The following is an 18,678-nucleotide window of genomic DNA, read 5'->3' on the forward strand; positions in this document are numbered from 1 at the left end:
TTGCTACCGCAATTCTGGCAGCCGATCCGCGCTGATCCCGTGAAACACGAAACCATTCGCGATATATGTCTCATAATACGTCTTACCGTTACGGTAGACCATCAGATCCTCCAGATGGAAACCACCCATCAAATGAAGCTTTTCTACCCCGCTGCTGCGGCGCTCATGCACAAACCCCAGCTTGTAAATGCGCGAGGTAATATCCACATCCAGCGCATAAGGAAGAAATTCGCCTTCGTAGTCACCAAAGAAATACTTTTCCTCATACCGATGCTCATGAGTGTAATCCAGTAAACGCACGTTAATGCCGCCGTTTACCTCCAGCGTTTGGTACAGTTTTTTAAACAGCTCATCCTTCGGAACGACCAGCCGATTTTCATAGGCAGCAGCCACATTCGCCCGCCGCAGCAATTCTTCCTCGAATGTCTGGTTAAACGGCTGTGCGCTGAGGATCAGGGTGCGGCAAGTCTGTGTGAGTCGATCCACCAGCTTTGACGGACCTCCATCCAGCAAATTGGACACAGGACCCATATGCCGTACATCAAAGAATACAGATTTGCCCCGCTTGGTCTCCAGCTCTTGCATGACATCTTCCGTCACACGCTCGTAATACTCAAACAGGTTTTGGCCCGTGTAGCTGTCAGCCTGACGGACGCTGTCCGTTGCAGCCTGATGCAGGTCACGCTCCAAATTGGCAAGCTGTACAGTAATATGTTTCGCCTGCATATGCCATTTTTCAAGAGCCAGCTCATAACGGCGAAGTAGCTCCAGATCCGTTTGAATCCGCAGCATGTGCAGCTTGTGCCCATAGACCGTCTCGGTCAGGTAACGGATCAAGCTGCGCACATTATGTTTATCCATCAGCGGCAAGCGTTGAAAAGGCTGGTCCTCCACTCGTCCGCTATACAGGGCATCCAGCTCGGCAGCGCTGACCTGCAAATCAATGGACGTATCGCGAATCAGTCCCCGAATGGCGGTAAGCACATTCCCGGTCTTATTCTCATCCGTCCAGTCCGTAAGCTCGAACAAACCGATCTCAGGGTGCTCCTTGGCCGATTCGTTCACAGCCGTTTGCAGACGTAATTCTGCCTGAAAATCCCCCAACCGTTTGTGTGCGATCCGTTCACAATTATCACGGAAAAAGGCATCACAGCCCTGTCCGAACAAGGCTTCCTCCGCCTCGCGCAGTGTCATCCGCTTTAACGAGCCGTAGCTGGCTCCGCTGGTCATGAGGGCGCTCATGTCGGTAATGGCCTCATTGCCAGGAACGAGGTCATTACGTGTACGGCCTCGCTCGGTAGCATCCAGACCGAAATAATCCAGCTTATCGCGTATATCCCATTCCTGCTCTGTTCTCATACGCGCCAGCAGCTTCACATAAAAGTGATACAGCACCGTAAGCGCAATCGACTCATTAGGGCGCTTTACCCGGGAAAATCCGGCCGACACATAGCCCTGCCGCCCGGATTCCGTCATGATGTTGTTTTTAAACGATGTATTGTTGTATCCCCCATCCTGGGATCGATAGGAATCCCCCGCCTGATAACGATTTTTAAGAAGCTGAATGTGGCAAATGATGTCACAGCTCTCCCGCAGGCTATTCGGCACCGTTACACCGCGTTCGTTCTTGTCGGACAGCACATAGACGAGATCGAACAACGGCGACGGAGCATGAGATACAGGAATGGTCAGTTTGTCCTCAGTCATATGCAGTGGCGCCGTAAACGTATAATCCGGACTTTGAATATAGTCCAGCTCCCGCATAAAAGCGACTGACGCTGCGCTGCTGTAGCCAAATTGGGCTGCCTGATCGCTTTCGCTGACCAAAACGTACAAATCCATCTGCACCGACTTAAAGGACTGCGCAAAAATGTATTCCGCCAACAGCGTAATCTCGGGAACCAATACATTCATGGGATCGTCGGCTGTCGTCAGGATCGACAAATGGACACGCTCGAACGAGGAATACAAGCGACCGTAATCCGCCAAGTGCCCACTAGCCCGGCGCAACGCGGCGTTAAGCTCAATCAACTGCGATTCATGTGTATAAAAAGCCTGATGCAAATCACGGCGTCCGGTTTTGTGGCTGCTTTCCTCCGGTACCGCTACTGTATGGGCAATGACATCCATCGAACGGTCAACAGCGGCATGATCCTCCTGCGAGCGGATGTGGATGTACGTTACCCCTGTACTGTTATCCCACTTGGTCCGGTTGATATCTGCAATGGTGTTCATCGCCGGGCCCATACGGTCACCGATAAAAAGAAACACGGACGGGAAATGGATGCTGCTGCGTCCATCCCCGCTACCGATTAATTGATCCTCTGCGACTGCATAGTCAGCCGCATAACGTAACAGCTGCTCCCTCATACTTTACTTCAACTTTCTGCGGATATCGTTTAGTTTCCCGGACATTTGAGCGTAGAACGCATAGAGTTCCGCTCCGTTAGCCAGCTCCACCTTTTCATATTCCAATTGATTCCGGGCTTCCATGTAGGTTGCAGCCAGTTCATCCAGTTTCGCCAGCAACGGCGTAATATCCTCGGACGAAGTCAGGACAGCATCACGACGATCCGCCTTACGCATCAGAGCTGCATATTTCTTCTCTTCCAGACCACGGAAGTTCGTAAACACTTCAAACTCCACGTAATTGCGGCTCTTCATGACATTGGCAAACGGCTCCCAAGCCTCTTCCTCTTCGTCACGGTCATAGACGTACAAAGCGCCTTTCTTCGTAATCGTGTCGGTATAGAGTGCCTGAATGAACTGATCCAGCCATTTTTCCTCATCCTGATATTTGCCCAGCAAGGCTTCCAGCTCGGCAGCCTTCGCTTCAATTTGAGTATATTTCGTCAGCTCTTCACGAACCACCTGCGTTAACTCCGGTGAACGGATTAGATTTTCCTTCGCCATCTCTTCATTGATGCTGCCAAAGATGTCCTTGCTTCCCGCCTGTTCCAGCCCTTCAGCCAGCAGACGTTTTAGCTCAGACCATGCTCTCTTCACCTCACCCAGATTCGGCTTGGATTCCTGCAAACGCATATCGTAGCCTGCCAGCAGACCATTCAGATCCAGCGCACGTGAACGCAGCACAGTAAAGCGGCTGCTCGTATTCTGGTCAACATCCTTCTCACGGATCACGCCAAGTGACTTGGCACGGTCGAAGTCATTACGAATGCGGGCATTATAGGCTTGCACACGCGAATTGACATACGTTTCGCCCCAGGATTTTTCAGGAATCGGCGACGGCAGATTCGTCCAGTTGTTTTGGCCTGTTTGCACCAGATGGCGGCCAATACCTTCGCGGTCGAGAATCGTTTTTTCATAGCTTTCTTCATACACCTTGAGCGGCGTATAAACAAACAACGGCACACCATTGCGCGTATTGAGCCAGAAAATCCGGTTACGGACTTCGCTCTCTTTAATTGTAAAGTGTGATTTACCAATGGCATTATTTTGATAATTGCGAACGCCTTTCAGGATATTAGGCGACTGTACAGGTACCGAAACGAAGCCCCATGACGGGAAGTACAGGTTACCGGAGCTATTGCTCAGATGGAAAACAGGCACGGCTTCTTCATCCAGTTTGCTCGCAATATAGCGCTCCACGAATTTTTCAATGGCCTCATCCTGCCCGTATTTCATAACGAGGAAATCCTCCATCGAACGGGTAATCAGATCACCGAACTTGTCGGTCAGGAAGTTGGAGATGGAACTAATGATGTCGATATCCTGATCCTTCACCCATTGATCTGAATTTTCTAACAACTCTTGGGCAAAATCACGAATCAGATCATCACCGTCGCGATTATCCAGCAACTTGGTTACGACTTCGGAAATATCCGGCACGCTGACCAGATTCCAATAGTACGTCTTGTTGCCTCTGTGATCGGACTGTTCTTCGCCGTTGATCAGCAGATCGCCATTCTTCTCGAAAATCGCGCTCAGTGCGTTCAAAATTTCAGTAAATACATTATAAATGCGGCTGTTTTCCTTATTCAGCAGATCATACAGGTCTTCATAAAATTCAATAAGCTGCTCTGTACGCTCCACATCGGCCCGAAGCCAGTATTCATTAATTTTCGCTTCGATGTACGCATTTTTCTTTTTATCCTTGGACACGAACGCGCTCTTGGCGTCGCCCAGCTTTTCGCCCGCCTGTTCACGCGCCCATTCAATATCCGTAGGGATACGATGCAGTGATTCACGCAGCGTCTCAATGTACGAAAGCAGCATTTTCAGCAAGCTAAAGCCTTTTTCCGTATAAATCATACGGGATACATAAAACGGCCCTTGCTCGGGATGCAGGAACATCCGGCGAATTTGGTCGGTAAACTGCCCGGTAATTTCACCCGGAAGCTGCTTCTTCGCCTTGATATATTCCTCGCGGGCACGGGTCAGGAACGTCTGCTCCAGCTCTGTGTCCATATTAACGACTTGCATTTTGACCACATTGTTGTAGCTTAGTCGTTCACTGTTTTCAAAGCCCGGCAGCGGTTCAGGTACACGAGATTCAAAGTTTTTGATCATGCTGTCCAGATCGACACCCAGCTTGCGAGCAAACTTTTCGACATCCTCTTGATTCGGTGATTGCTCGAACATTTTGGACATTTTGCCAAACATCCGGTAGGCCAGGTATGTTGTCATTTCCTCCATCGGCAGTACCGCTGAGGAAGCCCCGATAATATTGTAATCGTAGTTGGCAGGATATGCCTTGTTCATTTGTGCAATATTGGTGCGAATGTTGCTGATATAGTCATGAATGGCAAACTCTTCGCCCGATTGCTTTTCCTCGCTCGCCATAAAGTTGGTGATGTTCTCGGCGGTGACATTCATGCAGTAATCATAAGCGTTTTCCAGTAGCTTGCCTTCTGTATTCGTCGCTGAAATGAGATGACACAGATTAAATGGCGGCAACGGTGAATTTACGGTCAAAATGTTGCCATACTGCTGTTTGAACCGTTCACTGCGGCTGTCCACATTCATCCAGTAATCCAGCTCTTTCAGCGCAGCATAGCCGTTCTTTTTAATATATTCACGTGTATGCTCGCTCAAGCTTTTGTTCGCCAGATTAATGTCCGGCGTAAACAGATAACCGAGTGTGTTCACGCGGTCCACACCTGCGGAGCCGTAATCACGCTCAATAATCCCACGGACGATATACGAGATATCGAGGAAGGTACCGCTTCCCGTACCGCCGGACAACCCGGACAGGAGGAACACCATCAGCTTCTTATTGGTGCCTTCAGACAGGGTTTTGATTTTCTTATCAATGCTTTGCACGACTTGATTGATTTTGGTGAACAGCAGCAAACGTCCAGCCTGACGCACCCCTGCGGCCCCGTTCATGCCATCGGTAATGCTCAGCTCGGGTGATAGCCAATCCGTAATGTACGGCTCCAAAATGCTGCGGTTTTGCAGCAAGCCACCGATTTCCGCATTGGACAGCAGGACAAACTCGTTGATCGGGTCCAAGCCAATACCTTTATATTTTTTGTTACGGTCCTGTTCATTCGTTTCAAAAGCGAGAAATTCCACGTTGTCCGGCTTCTCGCTCTTTTTCTTGGAAACCGGATCTGCTGGCAGCTTGAATCTGCGGTTAATTTGATATTTCAAACGGAGGAGGGCATCAATCCCCGTCCCTCCGAGTCCGATAATCAAAATGGGATTATCAATGGTATCAACCCTGATTTTATCGCTTACGATCCCTCCGCCGAGTGATACATCTAATTGCTGGATATGCTCTCTAACTACTGGTTTCATAGATTTGACCTCCTAAGGGTTCGTTTAGCTGTTTACTGAAATGAATTCCAGCAAAATGGTTTTGTCCACGCTTGCCAGCGGAATCGTCAGACGATCACCGTTTTTCAGCTCAAGACCACTGCCTGTATCTACAGCGCGTCCGGATTTTTCAATCGTAATCTCCGGAGTGCTGCGCACAATGATACGGTCCTGATTGGCTGGCGTGAACACCACCTTATCGGTTCCGGCAAATTCCGGTGCCAGTTGCAGCAACTGGTGCAGATTGAATTTGCCCCGGAAGGTGTTCAGCTTTTTGTATTGCGGATACGTTTTTTCGCCGGTATTTTCGTCCCGAATCTCCAGAACGATTTGTCCGACAAAGCCGCGGTTGGCTTTTTTGACAGCCTTCCAGATAAAGTAAGCTGCAATCAGCAGAACGATCAGTCCCAGCCCCAAAAGAATGAGGGGTAGCAGTTTGGACTTCTCGGCAGGTGCTGCTGGCGCCGTCGTAGTACCGTTATTCGTGCTACTGCCCGCCGCAGCCTTGGCACTGATGGTCACAGGCTGGGTTTCACGGTAGAAGCTCTTTTCCTCTGCTCTGACGGTCAGTTCATAGTCATGCTCATCCGGTATCGTGTAGGAGCCGGTAAAGGCGTCTCCCTCATTCTTCAATGGAACCTCATTCGTTGTACCGGAATCAAGGTCCTTGACCTTTAGAACTGCATTCATATTTGCATACAGTTCCTGATCCTGAAGCTGCTGGTTGTTACTCGTCAGGTAGGAACGAATTTGGACTGCGTCACCTTTTTTGTAAGCTTTGGCAGGCGGTGCATCCAGTTTCAGTTCCAAATCATAGTTGAACACCAGATTAATATCAATCTGATCCTGCTGGACTCCCTTGACCTGGAGCTTCCAGTCGCCAGCCACAGGCTTGAGCAGCTTAATCAGCGAGTAGCTTTTCGACTTGGACAGCAGTACATCACTTGAAGGAATCGGCTTGGTATTGCCCGACGGGTCTATCAGTCTCGCATCCACCGGCTTGGAGGACATAATCGAAATATTAGCCTCCAGCACGCTATCGTTCGGTACAGTTACCGTAACGTCCTGATAGTTGCCGTTAGCCGTAATGGACTGCAAGGGAACAACCTTCAGCTTCAAATTGCTGGCGAAAATTTCACTCAAGATGTTCGGCAGATCATCCGCCGAGCTTGTAATAAAGGATTTACCGCCCGTTTGCTGCGCAATGTCTGCGAGCTTGTTTTTATTCAGTTTTCCGTTTGCATTCAAACCGATGGTGTAGATCGGAACGCCGCTATTTTTAGCTTCGGCCACAGCCTTTACCATATCCTGATCGGATTGGCTTTCAGTTCTGCCCGTCGTTTTATTTAAATCGTTGTTACCATCGGCCAGCATGACGATCATAGGCGCATGTCCCGCTGTTTTGCCATCCTTCAAAATTCGGATCGCTTCCTTGACACCTACGGAGGTGTCAGTATACGCCCCCCGGTTCAGCCCGTCAATGAACGACTTCAGTTCCTGCTTGTCCGCTTCGGACGTAATATTAAGCAAAGCCTTCTCGCGCTGTACGACATCCGTATACGCTACAATGCCGACCTTGTCGTTTTGCGTCGACAGCATATCAATGAACATTTTCATGGCTTCATTGCCAATTTTGCCTGGATCACTGGTGTTCATGGAATTACTCACATCGACGAGCAGCACCGCATCCACCTTGGAGGCGGAGGTTGAAGCGGCATTCGCCGTCTGCGGCTGCCATGCCGAAATTGAGGTCATGATCATTGTACATATGATTCCGATGACCAAAAACCATTTTCTGTCTCTACTAAACATCGCCTGTACCCCTTTGCCGATTAGTTCTCATTCTAAATTACAGTTGTACTCCCCTACTATTAAATTATAATGAGTTTTACATGAGAGCTAGCTGAAAATGGTGCCCGAATAGCCTGAATACACCCAAGAAGTCTATTACACCGCAGGATTTTACCAATATCCTGCAGTAATGATATAATTATACCCCAACGAGGGCAATTGGGCACCAGCCTTCTCCTTTATACGACAAAAATGACAGAAGCGAAACCCGCCCTTGTAAAATATCGCTGTAAAAATCTGAGCAGAAAGAGGAAGTACACTATGATCTCATACGGATGTTTGGCGATTTTGTTTCTTTTTGTCGCCATCAAATTAATCATTTACTCTATACATAAAAAACGCGCTCCCTCGATTACGCAAATGAACACTGAGCTTCTAGCCCTGCTGAACCGGAGAAGTGATCGCAATGAGTAGTTCCAAGCAGCCTGTACAATTTCGTCCGTTTACCCACACCGAGCATGCGTACCAAAAGCTGCGGATCTGCAAACGATGCGGACAGTTCACTGCCCTATGGGAGAAGGAATGTACGTCATGCGGTCGCGACGCACTGGTGCCTGTAGAGCAATATGCCAACCGCAAAGCCAAGCTTTATTTTCGCAAGGACCTCGCCTTCGGCATCGCGCTGCTGGCCGCCGCCGTCTTTTTCGGTCATTCAACCCAGCAAATGCTCCTGTGCGGTATCATCGGCGCGCTTCTCCTGCTACCCTTGGTGCTTCTACAGCAGCATATTCGTCCCTATGAGCAGCACAGGCAGCTTATACGCCTGTTCAGAGGCCGCATAGAACAGATTAAAGAGGGCCTGAGCATCAATCATAAAAACGCGGTTGCCCTGCGACAGCTCAGCGAGCGTGTCTCCTATGAAATGCTGCGTGAGATTGCCGTACTCATTCACAACGACCGGATAAGGCTCCAACAAGTCGCCTTGCTGCAATCTTTTGTTCTCCGCAAGGATATGGAGCTAACGCTCGACCCTCTCCTGATCAAAAGCTTTGAACCGCTTATGGTCAGATATATTGGAGAGATTGCGAGATTAAATCGCGAGCTAATTAAGGATCGAACGTTCCGTTACGTCACCTTTTATGAGCGCCGCATTCTGGAAATGGCAGGAGGCGAGGATATTCTTGTCCGTGTTGCCAGCGCAGCAGTCCGTAAAAAGCGCTATGTGGTCATGCACGCCAGTTTTATTTCCAGATATGTGCGCAAACTGCCAAAGGAACGAGTCCAGCGTTTATATCATATCATTCAGGAGAATCCTTATGAACCCTTTGGCGATTTGGCCGATGAGGTCAAGATCGTATACCTGATGGAGCAGTATAAAAACTGATCTGTCCTAACACCCTTCTATATATGACGTCATTACCATGACAAACCACTGCAATGAAGCAGCAAAAAAACCGTCAGGATCGCCAGCGCCTCCGGACGGTTTTTTAGTTCTGGCTTTTGGATCAGCCTTGCAGCTTTTGCTGCGCTTGATTTATGGAAGTAAAATTAAAAGCACGTACACCCTTGCTGTCATACACGATAATATCCTTATTCAAATACGGGTGCAGACCGTTAAAATAACCGGGCATAATCAGTCTGCGCGTGAACAGGTTTTTACCTAGCATGCGGGGAGAATTTGTCGCCACAACAAGCATTTGTTGGCTTTTGGACCACGGGGCAGGCTGGATATACGAAAGACAATACTCGCCTGCCGTAAAATCGCCGTCCAGTATATACCCTTTTTCCGTACAGGTGATCTGCAAATGGGCTTGATGCCGCTGAAGCAGCTCATGTCGGGACAAGCCCGAGGTGATACAGATAACGTTACTGTCAGCCAACTCTTCCTCCGAAATAGCATGAGAAGCCACGACAGGGTAATGAACACCGATATACGGATTCCAGGTTGATGTGCGTGGGCTGGCCAATGCCTTCGCCGTCCGTTTTACCGCCTGCTCTTCTTCGGGTGTAGCATAGCTGGACGGAAGGACAATGTGCAGGCGCCCCATATAAACGTCGAGCACTCCCATACCATGGCCAGAAGGATTCCGACCTGCGCTTTTTAACCTGAACGTTGCCGTTTCGTCATCCGTTTCTTTTCCAGAACTCCCATACGTTTCGCTACCCCGTTCAGCAATCAATCGATATTCAGGTGAGGGGCGTTTCCGCGACTCTATTTTAACAAAGCGAAAGCGGTTATATTCTAGTAAATCCAACACGAAAACCCGCGCTCCAATACGGACATGGACAAGCTCCAATGGTACGATCTCATGTGAGAGGTGAATAATAAATTCATCAACGTGGACGGCTCTAACATCCAGTTCACCCGTTTTGCTCAATTCACCGTAAAGTTCGGCGTATTCCTCGGTTTCATCCACTTGTGTCAGCTCCAGCCAATAAGCCCGGTTATGTCTCCCCCGCTCCGTTCGGTAGGCAATACGCTGAGGTACCATCACTCTCTTCCATTGCATTAGCCAGCTCAGTACACCGTCCAAAAGCCTCAGTTCATGCGTGTCCCAATGGTTGGCCCACCGTTCCACTACTCCTTTATAATGGTCGGATGAAAGCTCGGTTTCAGGAGCCGTATAAGCTTGCGCAAACAAGTAATCCTGATCTCCAACCACATTGAATATGGGCATATTCAGTAAGTTCATCAGATGCTTCGGATGCGGTGCGCCAGCAATGACAGCAATAGCCGCAAAACGCGAAGGATACGCCTGTGCCATCGCCCAGGCAGCGTATGCGCCGTTAGAATAGCCCGTCAGATAGATTCGGTCTTCATCCACCCGGTACGCTTGCAGAATGACATCCAGAGCCTCCAGAAAAGCGGCTTCGCCAATGTAACTGCCTAGCGTAACTCCACGGCACGAAAAAGTGACGAATATCGCCTCTTCCTCCCAGCCCCGTCCAAAGCCCCGTTTCTGAAAGTCCGGCAGACCCAGCTCATACCGTTTGCCCGGCATCAGGACGATCAGAGGATACTGCCGATCCGCCGAATAGTTTCGGGGAAGCTGTATCGTGTAGCGTTGAAGGCTGTTGTCCAAACGGGAGACAAAAAAGCCTTCGCCAATCCCGTCAGGGCACAAAAGGATGTTATCTTCCCGAGATGGATGCTGAGGTCGTTCCGTATATGCATGTGTGAAAATCCGTTTTAGCAGCTTGATATATTCCCGCACTATGCGATAATCCCAGATTTCAAAAGGGTCTTCCGGCAAAGCCGTTAACCTTTTCAGTTCCTCCAGCAAGCCTTCTGCCTGTAAATTCCTCGCAGAGCCGGGAGCATCTATATTATAAAAATGATTATACTGGTCGTACTCTTCTTGCAAACCCTCCACAACCGCCGACAAAGGCCGCACAAGCATCGAGTACACAAAATAATGCTCTCTTGCCTCATGGTCCTGATATGTAACCGTAAAATGCAGCATCCCCGTATTCCCGGTAACTTCCTCATTCCAGGCATATTGCTGCTCCTGCTCCCAAACCGCTTGAAACCGATCCAGCAGCGTTCCCTCATCATTCGTTACCTCGACCCACAATGACTGATCTACAGGAAGATCTATACGATCCTTGCGCAGCAAATAAAACGAGACCGGACTGTCTTCCCCCTCTCTGCCAGCGGGTTTCTCCACCTCCAGCCATGCCATATGAAAACGTATATTGCGCTCTACGAATTCCTGATGCAGCTCCGCCACATCTGCACTGTCATAAATATGAGTTCCACTAATCCGAATAGAGCGAGCTTCATCGGGAATAAAGGCTACAACGACCACCACCGTATGATTACCTTCCTCCAAATACAAGCGCAAAGGACCGGATTCCGCATATACCAATATGCCGTCCACCCAAATTTGTCCTGTTCCTTCAAACGGTCTGAAAATAACTTCCTGTGCTGCCGCGCAGCGGAGATTCGAAACCAGCAAAAGCCTTTCTTGCTCAGTCAGGGGCGGAAAGACACCTAAATTCAATTCGGCGTTTCGAGGGTCCAGCTCAGTTAATAAGCGGCACGCTACCTTTCCTCCAGCCGAAAGCTCCAGTCCTTCTTCATTACAAGCCCTTTCCAAATCCCATTCCTCAGGGGTAAAATGATCAGACCATGCCCTACCCACACCGCAATTTTCCGGCAGCTTGACCGGACCGACTGCATAAGCAGACGTCAGACGAACCGGATGATCCAACAGCACAGTTGTCGCTTTTTCCAGATGCGTGAACCTCATAACATTCCCCCTCCAGGTTTTTGTTTCCTCAGAGACGTCGCGATAATATTCCGTTAACATTCATTTTAACTATATAAAGCTATTCGTTATCACCTTTGCGTACTCCTTTCTTCCTCCCAAAAAAAGAGGCTATTCTTATAAAACAAAAAAACGAAGAAAGCAGAGTGCTTAACTTCGTTATTGAAAATTTCTATACTTATAAACCTGTTTTTAGCTGTCATGATTATTGCTATCTCTACTAGGGTATAGTATGTTTAGGAAGAAGTTACTATTTCCAAATGATGAGGAGGGAAAACAATGGAAAAGATGTGTATGGAAATGATGATGACCATGTGTATGGAAGACATGATGGCTAAAATGAAAAGCATGAACATGTGCATGGAAAAAATGTCGGATATGGATATGATGGACATGAACATGGATATGATGATGACTAAAATGCAAGAATGCGACGAAATGATGACGATGATGATGAAAATGATGCGCGACATGAAACAAACTTCAAAATAATTTCTTTGTATTGAGCATTATTTTTCAACTGATTTTCGCGAATTCTTGGCATTGCAGTTACAGCTGCATGCCTTTTTTTATCTAGTTTTGTTATATTTATTGGTATGCCGAACCCTTAATAATGTGCATAACTCGCTTGAATTTGCTTTTCTAACTTGATGCGCTCCAGCTTCAGTTCCCAAATCTGTTCGCTCCACGAATTTCTCTCTACCGTATTATTACTATTTCGTAAAAGATCAAACAACTCCAATAATCTATCGTTAATCTGGTCAAAATGCTGCCAAAGCGCATTGATTTCAGAATCTTTAGTCTCTTTGCCATTCTCCAGCAATTGATGCTGTAAGGCTTCTTTAAGCTCTTGCTGCCACTCTGTATCGTTTAATTGTTTCGCATAATTAAGTAGATCCAAATAGTCATCCACTTGCAGATAGCTATGTGTTTTTATCAGTTGCATATTGTCTCTCTCCTTATGATGCACCCTATTACCAAGTATTATACTCGGTTATCTAGGGAAATCAATACCTTCTTCCACATTTTCGAAAAAAAAGAGGCGGCCTCAGCCACCCCTTACTTTTCAAATGATTCTTAGCCTTGCAATGCCGCCTGTAAGTCTTCAATTAAATCCTCAAGATCTTCAATTCCTACTGAGATCCGCACCAGTCCTTCGGTAATTCCCAATTCTGCGCGGCGTTCTACCGGAATAGATGCATGTGTCATGCGTGCCGGAACACTGATCAGACTTTCAACCGCTCCCAAGCTTTCAGCCAGTGTAAAATATTTCACCTTTTTCAGAAGTGCAACCGCGTTAGCGTCGCTACCTACATCAAAGGAAATGATGCCGCCAAAGCCTTCGGCCTGGATTTTGGACAGCTCGTGCTGCGCATGGCTTTCCAGTCCAGGATAGTACACTTTGCTAACCTTCGGATGTTTTTCCAAAAAGGCTGCAATTTCCTTCGCATTTTGCTCAATCGCTTCCATACGCAGACCCAATGTTTTAATACCGCGGATCAGTAACCAGGAATCATGTGGGCCGAGAATAGCACCAATGGCGTTTTGCAGAAAATGAAGCTGCTCTCCCAACTCGTCGCTGTTCACAACAGCCAGACCAGCTACAACATCGCTGTGGCCGCCCAAATATTTGGTAGCAGAGTGAATGACGATATCGGCTCCAAGCGTAAGTGGTGTCTGCCAATATGGAGTGGCAAATGTATTGTCGACGATTAGCAACAGGTCGTGCTTTTTCACCAGCTCCGAAACCGCACGGATATCCGTAACTTTCAGCAGCGGGTTCGTTGGCGTTTCTACATACAGTGCCTTCGTATTTGGTCGGATCGCTTTGGAGATGGCCTCCAGGTCGGTCGTATCCACAAAAGTAGCCTCTATGCCAATCCGGTTAAGCACCTTGCTTACAATACGGTAGGTGCCGCCGTATACATCATCGGTCAACAAAATATGATCTCCTGCATTAAACAGTGAAAATACCGCATGGATCGCCGCCATCCCCGAGCCGAAAGCAAAACCGCGTTTTCCTTCCTCCAGCTCCTTGATCAACTCTTCCAGCGCAAAGCGGGTCGGATTGCCTGTACGCGAATATTCGTAGCCCTTATGAACGCCGATTTCCTCTTGCTCATATGTGCTTACCTGATAGATAGGGACGTTAACTGCACCTGTATGCGGATCGGTAGGGAGGCCGCCGTGAATCAGCTTTGTTTTACGTTTCATTTTATATCCCGCCTTCATATATTTTTTTGCTCAGATAACGTTCACTGCTATCCGGGAAAATGGTGACGATATGTGCGCCATCCGCTGCGTTCTCTGCTTCCAGTAAAGCGGCATGTAATGCCGACCCGGAAGAGCTGCCGACAAGAAGTCCTTCACGCGCTGCCAGCTCCTTGACACGGTCAAACGCATCGACGTCGCTAATCGTGTGAATGGCATTAAAATAACCCTTATCGATAAACTCAGGAATCAATTCCATGCCAATCCCTTCGGTTTTATGCGAACCCGATTCTCCGCCGTTCAAAATGGAACCTTCCGGCTCCACGATTACGGTTTTAATGGATGTATTTTGTTCCTTAAGGTAACGCGAGGTTCCCATAAAGGTTCCCCCCGAACCTGCTCCTGCTACAAATACATCTACTTTTCCGTCCAGATCGTTCCAAATTTCCGGTCCCATCGTCGTGTAATAAGCCTCTGGATTATCCGGATTGCTGAATTGACGTGGCAAATAAGCATCTTGAAACTCAGCAGCCAGCTCCTTCGTTTTCTCGATGGCTCCCTTCATCCCCTCACTTGTCGGGGTATGAACGATACGTGCTCCCAGCGCCTTCATCAGATCCTGCTTTTCTTGACTAAACTTTTCAGGCACAGCAAAAATAACCGAGATATTATAATGGAGCGCTGCCATAGCAAGACCAATACCTGCGTTGCCTGCTGTGGCTTCAATTAAAGTTCCGCCAGGCTTTAACTGACCGGTTTTTAAGGCTTTTTCAATCAGAGCCTTGCCCACCCGGTCCTTCACGCTACCGCCGGGGTTCATAAACTCCAGCTTGGCGAACAGACGAATCCCCCTCGGCAGAGAATAGCTGTGCAGTTCTACTAGCGGCGTGCGCCCGATTAATTCCAGCGTATTATGATATACATTCATGATTTCAAGCTCCTTTTAATGACGAATCCTAATAAACCAATGGTCAAAAATACAGACCTATTGTCGGAGAAGTTCGCTATCATCTCCGAGAAAACACAGTAATACGGTAAGTATTGACGCAATAAGATTTTATGTGTATTTGAAGCTTTTGTCAAATGACATCCTTCACAGCACCCACACCCCTGACCTTCTTCCTCGATATGATAGATGGTGTGTTACACAATGGCTATAATCATAAGGAGGATTTCATATGGGAAAGCAATTCATTAAAATAGCTGCTGTGTATTTTGCCCTCGGTGCGCTGCTTAATATGATTATTGGCGTGTCGGGGGATTACAGCCTGTCCAGCGTTCAGTCTCATATTCATTTGCTCGGTTGGACGGCTCTCGGAATGATAGGTTTGGTCTATATCGCCTTTCCTGCGCTTTCGGTTACCGCACTGGCACGCGCCCATTTTTGGCTGCATAATATCGGCCTTCCGTTATTAGTATTAGCGATTGCAGGGAAAACGTATGGGGTGCCTGATATTGGGATTTTGATCATCATAGGGTGGGTACTACTGGCGGCCGGGGTTGTGCTGTTTATGGTGAATGTGTGGGACAAACTGCGCTGAGACAGACGAATATTTTTGGAATGAGCATGAAAAAAGGAGCCTGATCAATTACATCAGGACTCCTTTACATACTTCGTTATACGGGGGCTATCACACCCAAGCGTTCTATTTCGTTACTTTACGGCTCCGTCCTGCACATGCTCTTTGCAGAAGCTCTCAACAGCCTGCAACTCATCCTCTTCCAATTCAAGCTCGATGTAACGGTTCGTTACTTTTTCAATCAGCTCGTATTTCAATATTCCTGTTTTCTCTTCGTCTACTAAATAAAGGGTGCGAATATACAGCCCGTTTTCGGTGTAGAGCTCGTCGTCCTCTTCAACCTCTACATCAATTATAAATTCATAACGCTGCCCACTCAAAATACCAAAAGCGTCTTTAATCTGATCTACCGTGTACGTTGTAAAATTTAACATGTCTTCATTCCCTCCGGATTTCCTTCGATTACAGTGCATTCTACGCCCGCAGGCAGTAGTTGTAAAACCTGTGTACGTACTTCTTGGCGGTTCAGATCCTGGCCCATGATGGAGATCCAGCCCCGATCATTTCGCGAGCGAATTAATCGCCCGATGCCTTGTCTGAGTCTGAGCGCCATGTGAGGCATATCTATTTCCATAAACGGATCTGTCGCATCCTTGCGCAGTGCCGTAAAAACCGGATCATTCGGAGGAAAAGGCAGCGACCAGATAATGACGTGCGACAGGGACGGGCCCGGAATATCCAGTCCTTCCCATAACGTAACAGCACACAAGACGCTTTCCTCATCATTTTGGAAAGATGAGATCAGATGGCTGATTTCAGCCGATCCTTCATATAGAAAACGAAAAGCAGACGCTTCACGGTAAGCCGCGAGACCCGTTCTGAATGCAACCAGTTCCTCCTGTGATGGAAACAGGATAAGCGCTCTTCCCTGCGATTTCTCCAGCAGGGCCAACGCTCTCTGGATTGGATCATGCCCCACCTGCAATGGATACAAGGCCGCTTGCATCTGGTCGTTGTAATCATACGGTGAAGCAACGGAAAACGTGAGCGGATTCTCAATACCGAGACTTTGCGCCATATAATCAAAGGAGTTCTCCACGGAAAGTGTAGCTGAGGAGAATACAATCGGTATATGCTGTGCAAATACCCGTTCTTTGAGAATCTCTTTTACCATCTTGGGCATAACCACAAGCGTTAATCCATCATGATCCTCCATTACCCACGAAATCAGGAGTTCCGGGCGCTTAAACAAGGCCAACGCCGTCTGAATCATTTCCAGATGTTCTTCCACGATTTTGACCTGGTACTCATCCAGAGAGAATAACCCGCTTTCAAATACAAGCTCTTCTTCAATCGTGCCAATCAGTTCGCCAAAGCGGTTTACCTCTAGAATCAGCGACTCATTCAAGGTAAACTCCTTGCGATTAGAACCCTGTACAGGCTGACTGTTCTTATCGAGCGCAGCGAACAAAACCTCACTTTGGGTTATCGCATCTTCAATCGTCATTGCCAGCGATTCTCGCACTTCCCCCTCTAGCAGACGGGTAATAATGGCCTCGAATTGAGCGTGCTTCAGCTTATAAGTGAGTGCATTCTGCGCCGCTGTCTCCAGCAGATGCCCTTCGTCAAAGACGACAGAGCTGTGCTCCGGCAGTAACGACAGCTGACCCTCACGCTTTCTCGCTTCATAGGTCCATACATGCTCCATATAAAAATCATGAGAGCAGATCACCAGATCCGCTGCTTTGCGGTAATGATCACGGGACAACGTCTGTCCACAACGATGCCGCTGATGGCAAACGAGACAATCTTGAAATACATCCCAGCCCAGTCTGCTCCACTGTCCGTCCGTTAGCTCGGGATACTCTTTGCGGTTCCCGTAAGGGGTAAAGGATTGTAGCGTATCCGGAAAATGGACAAAATCCGGCAGGTCCTGATAGATATCACGGAACACATCCGCGTCATCATCCAATCCGCCTCGTACGTTATCCAGCTTGTTCAGACAAATATACTGATCTGGCGACTTACCCAGTCGGGCATCAATCGTCAGGCTCAAATGCCGCGCCAGCTTGGCGATATCCCCCTCCGGTTTCACCAGTTGTTCAATCAGCGACTCGTCCGCGCAGGCGATAATCGCGGGCTTTCTCATGTACCGGGCATATGCAATAGCGTACAGGAGGTACACCAGCGTTTTGCCTGTGCCCACACCTGCTTCCGCGAAAATCGTTTTCTTTTCCTTATAGGCACGCTCCAACTGGAATGCCATATAAATTTGTTCATCCCGAACCTCAAAGCCGACTTCAGGCAAAACTTCATAAAATACATCCGCAATCCAGTCACTTGCCTGCTCAATAAACGGCTTGGACGGATCAAAGGCAAAAGGATAAGTAGTCAATCGGGCTGTGCCTCCAATTCGTTCATAATGTGCATCCTTTCATTATAACGCAAAACAAGCTAAAAAGAACATGGAAACTGTGCGAACAGCTTACATTTTTTTATTTCGCTATGAAAAGGAAGAGATTTCTCTGTAAAAGAAAGGGCATGGGTGGTCGGCTGTGTGAAGGCGATACGCGTAGGATTTGATCTTACGATCGCTGTTGCCGTCTGTTCATCAATTCATGATATTCGTAGATACCGGGGATAAAGACGGATGCTGTTCATGTCGTTGCAGCTCTTTTTTATTCACAACCAAGGTTTTGGCACAAAGATCGTGTAGTCCCTGTTTTTTTGCAGTAAAAGCAACAACGATGTAAATAATATGAACAAATACACCAGAAATAGCTTTAATCCAATAACGCCCGGAGGCGTGCATGAATCCAAGACGCTTTCCTTCCTCGTTCACGACAATTAGAGAAAACGCAAGCTTGCCTGGTGTCGCTTGAGCATTCGATGACTCCCACAACACACAATACAGCCACGGCACTATAAGCCATAGGATCAGCGGCCACAACATATGTAATGCTTTTATGAAGCCAACCTCCTCCATGTCTAGAAGGACTGGAATCATGGAAAATATTCCCGCTACTAAAAGAGCCATTACAGTTACAATGATCAGATCAATCACAAACGCAGCCGTCCTTTTCCAAAACCCTCCGTATATCTGT

Annotated in this window: 13 protein-coding genes; 3 read left to right on the forward strand and 10 right to left on the reverse strand. The window is 47.9% G+C overall.

Annotated features, from left to right (window positions below; genetic code table 11):
• Nucleotides 1-3: 3 nt before the first annotated feature.
• Genes E0698_RS17945 through E0698_RS17955 form a run of 3 tightly spaced genes read right to left on the reverse strand, consistent with a single transcriptional unit; the run spans nucleotide 4 to nucleotide 7,593 of the window.
• Nucleotides 4-2,370, reverse strand: coding sequence for a transcription initiation factor TFIID (locus E0698_RS17945; RefSeq protein ID WP_192512434.1), 2,367 nt, complete (start codon nucleotides 2,368-2,370; stop codon nucleotides 4-6).
• 3 nt (nucleotides 2,371-2,373) lie between these two features.
• On the reverse strand, nucleotides 2,374-5,763 hold the full coding sequence (locus E0698_RS17950) for a tubulin-like doman-containing protein (RefSeq protein ID WP_134909839.1): 3,390 nt from the start codon (nucleotides 5,761-5,763) through the stop codon (nucleotides 2,374-2,376).
• Between the two features lie 24 nt (nucleotides 5,764-5,787).
• Complete coding sequence (locus tag E0698_RS17955) at nucleotides 5,788-7,593, reverse strand: vWA domain-containing protein (protein WP_192512435.1); 1,806 nt, start codon at nucleotides 7,591-7,593, stop codon at nucleotides 5,788-5,790.
• 445 nt (nucleotides 7,594-8,038) lie between these two features.
• Here E0698_RS17955 and E0698_RS17960 point away from each other — a divergent pair, with 445 nt between their 5' ends.
• Complete coding sequence (locus E0698_RS17960) at nucleotides 8,039-8,956, forward strand: hypothetical protein (RefSeq protein ID WP_192512436.1); 918 nt, start codon at nucleotides 8,039-8,041, stop codon at nucleotides 8,954-8,956.
• A 121-nt stretch (nucleotides 8,957-9,077) separates the two neighbouring features.
• On the opposite strand, the gene E0698_RS17965 is transcribed toward E0698_RS17960, so the two are convergent.
• The gene (locus E0698_RS17965; protein ID WP_192512437.1) at nucleotides 9,078-11,825 is read right to left on the reverse strand and encodes a PHB depolymerase family esterase; all 2,748 of its coding nucleotides are present in this window, start codon (nucleotides 11,823-11,825) and stop codon (nucleotides 9,078-9,080) included.
• A gap of 297 nt (nucleotides 11,826-12,122) precedes the next feature.
• Between E0698_RS17965 and E0698_RS17970 the strand changes: the two genes are divergently transcribed.
• The gene (locus E0698_RS17970) at nucleotides 12,123-12,335 is read left to right on the forward strand and encodes a hypothetical protein (RefSeq protein ID WP_134909843.1); all 213 of its coding nucleotides are present in this window, start codon (nucleotides 12,123-12,125) and stop codon (nucleotides 12,333-12,335) included.
• A gap of 115 nt (nucleotides 12,336-12,450) precedes the next feature.
• Here the strand turns inward: E0698_RS17970 and E0698_RS17975 are convergent, their stop codons facing one another.
• From E0698_RS17975 to E0698_RS17985, 3 genes are all read right to left on the reverse strand, one after another.
• Nucleotides 12,451-12,789, reverse strand: a complete 339-nt coding sequence (locus tag E0698_RS17975) for a hypothetical protein (RefSeq protein ID WP_134909845.1) — start codon at nucleotides 12,787-12,789, stop codon at nucleotides 12,451-12,453.
• A 131-nt stretch (nucleotides 12,790-12,920) separates the two neighbouring features.
• Nucleotides 12,921-14,057: a bifunctional cystathionine gamma-lyase/homocysteine desulfhydrase gene (locus E0698_RS17980; protein WP_149094110.1), complete on the reverse strand. Its 1,137-nt coding sequence runs from the start codon at nucleotides 14,055-14,057 to the stop codon at nucleotides 12,921-12,923.
• 1 nt (nucleotide 14,058) lies between these two features.
• A complete protein-coding gene (locus E0698_RS17985) occupies nucleotides 14,059-14,982 on the reverse strand; it encodes a PLP-dependent cysteine synthase family protein (protein WP_134909849.1) in 924 nt (307 codons plus the stop codon).
• 250 nt (nucleotides 14,983-15,232) lie between these two features.
• Between E0698_RS17985 and E0698_RS17990 the strand changes: the two genes are divergently transcribed.
• Nucleotides 15,233-15,595 (forward strand): hypothetical protein, encoded by a 363-nt coding sequence (locus E0698_RS17990; RefSeq protein ID WP_192512438.1) that lies wholly within the window; start codon nucleotides 15,233-15,235, stop codon nucleotides 15,593-15,595.
• 113 nt (nucleotides 15,596-15,708) lie between these two features.
• On the opposite strand, the gene E0698_RS17995 is transcribed toward E0698_RS17990, so the two are convergent.
• From E0698_RS17995 to E0698_RS18005, 3 genes are all read right to left on the reverse strand, one after another.
• Nucleotides 15,709-16,008: a DUF6509 family protein gene (locus tag E0698_RS17995; RefSeq protein ID WP_192512439.1), complete on the reverse strand. Its 300-nt coding sequence runs from the start codon at nucleotides 16,006-16,008 to the stop codon at nucleotides 15,709-15,711.
• Nucleotides 16,002-17,969: an ATP-dependent DNA helicase gene (locus E0698_RS18000; RefSeq protein WP_192512440.1), complete on the reverse strand. Its 1,968-nt coding sequence runs from the start codon at nucleotides 17,967-17,969 to the stop codon at nucleotides 16,002-16,004. Before E0698_RS18000 ends, E0698_RS17995 begins: the two co-directional genes overlap by 7 nt.
• A 216-nt stretch (nucleotides 17,970-18,185) precedes the next feature.
• A complete protein-coding gene (locus E0698_RS18005) occupies nucleotides 18,186-18,638 on the reverse strand; it encodes an RDD family protein (protein WP_337916343.1) in 453 nt (150 codons plus the stop codon).
• Between the last annotated feature and the right edge of the window lie 40 nt (nucleotides 18,639-18,678).

Origin of the sequence: Paenibacillus sp. 23TSA30-6 (assembly GCF_014858585.1) — a bacterium.
GTDB lineage: Bacteria > Bacillota > Bacilli > Paenibacillales > Paenibacillaceae > Paenibacillus.

What these genes read in the sequence shown, in the direction of transcription:
- E0698_RS17945 (WP_192512434.1), bottom strand. Translation starts at nt 2,370, where the DNA reads ATGAGGGAGCAGCTGTTACGTTATGCGGCTGACTATGCAGTCGCAGAG.
- E0698_RS17950 (WP_134909839.1), bottom strand. Translation starts at nt 5,763, where the DNA reads ATGAAACCAGTAGTTAGAGAGCATATCCAGCAATTAGATGTATCACTC.
- E0698_RS17955 (WP_192512435.1), bottom strand. Translation starts at nt 7,593, where the DNA reads ATGTTTAGTAGAGACAGAAAATGGTTTTTGGTCATCGGAATCATATGT.
- E0698_RS17960 (WP_192512436.1), top strand. Translation starts at nt 8,039, where the DNA reads ATGAGTAGTTCCAAGCAGCCTGTACAATTTCGTCCGTTTACCCACACC.
- E0698_RS17965 (WP_192512437.1), bottom strand. Translation starts at nt 11,825, where the DNA reads ATGAGGTTCACGCATCTGGAAAAAGCGACAACTGTGCTGTTGGATCAT.
- E0698_RS17970 (WP_134909843.1), top strand. Translation starts at nt 12,123, where the DNA reads ATGGAAAAGATGTGTATGGAAATGATGATGACCATGTGTATGGAAGAC.
- E0698_RS17975 (WP_134909845.1), bottom strand. Translation starts at nt 12,789, where the DNA reads ATGCAACTGATAAAAACACATAGCTATCTGCAAGTGGATGACTATTTG.
- E0698_RS17980 (WP_149094110.1), bottom strand. Translation starts at nt 14,057, where the DNA reads ATGAAACGTAAAACAAAGCTGATTCACGGCGGCCTCCCTACCGATCCG.
- E0698_RS17985 (WP_134909849.1), bottom strand. Translation starts at nt 14,982, where the DNA reads ATGAATGTATATCATAATACGCTGGAATTAATCGGGCGCACGCCGCTA.
- E0698_RS17990 (WP_192512438.1), top strand. Translation starts at nt 15,233, where the DNA reads ATGGGAAAGCAATTCATTAAAATAGCTGCTGTGTATTTTGCCCTCGGT.
- E0698_RS17995 (WP_192512439.1), bottom strand. Translation starts at nt 16,008, where the DNA reads ATGTTAAATTTTACAACGTACACGGTAGATCAGATTAAAGACGCTTTT.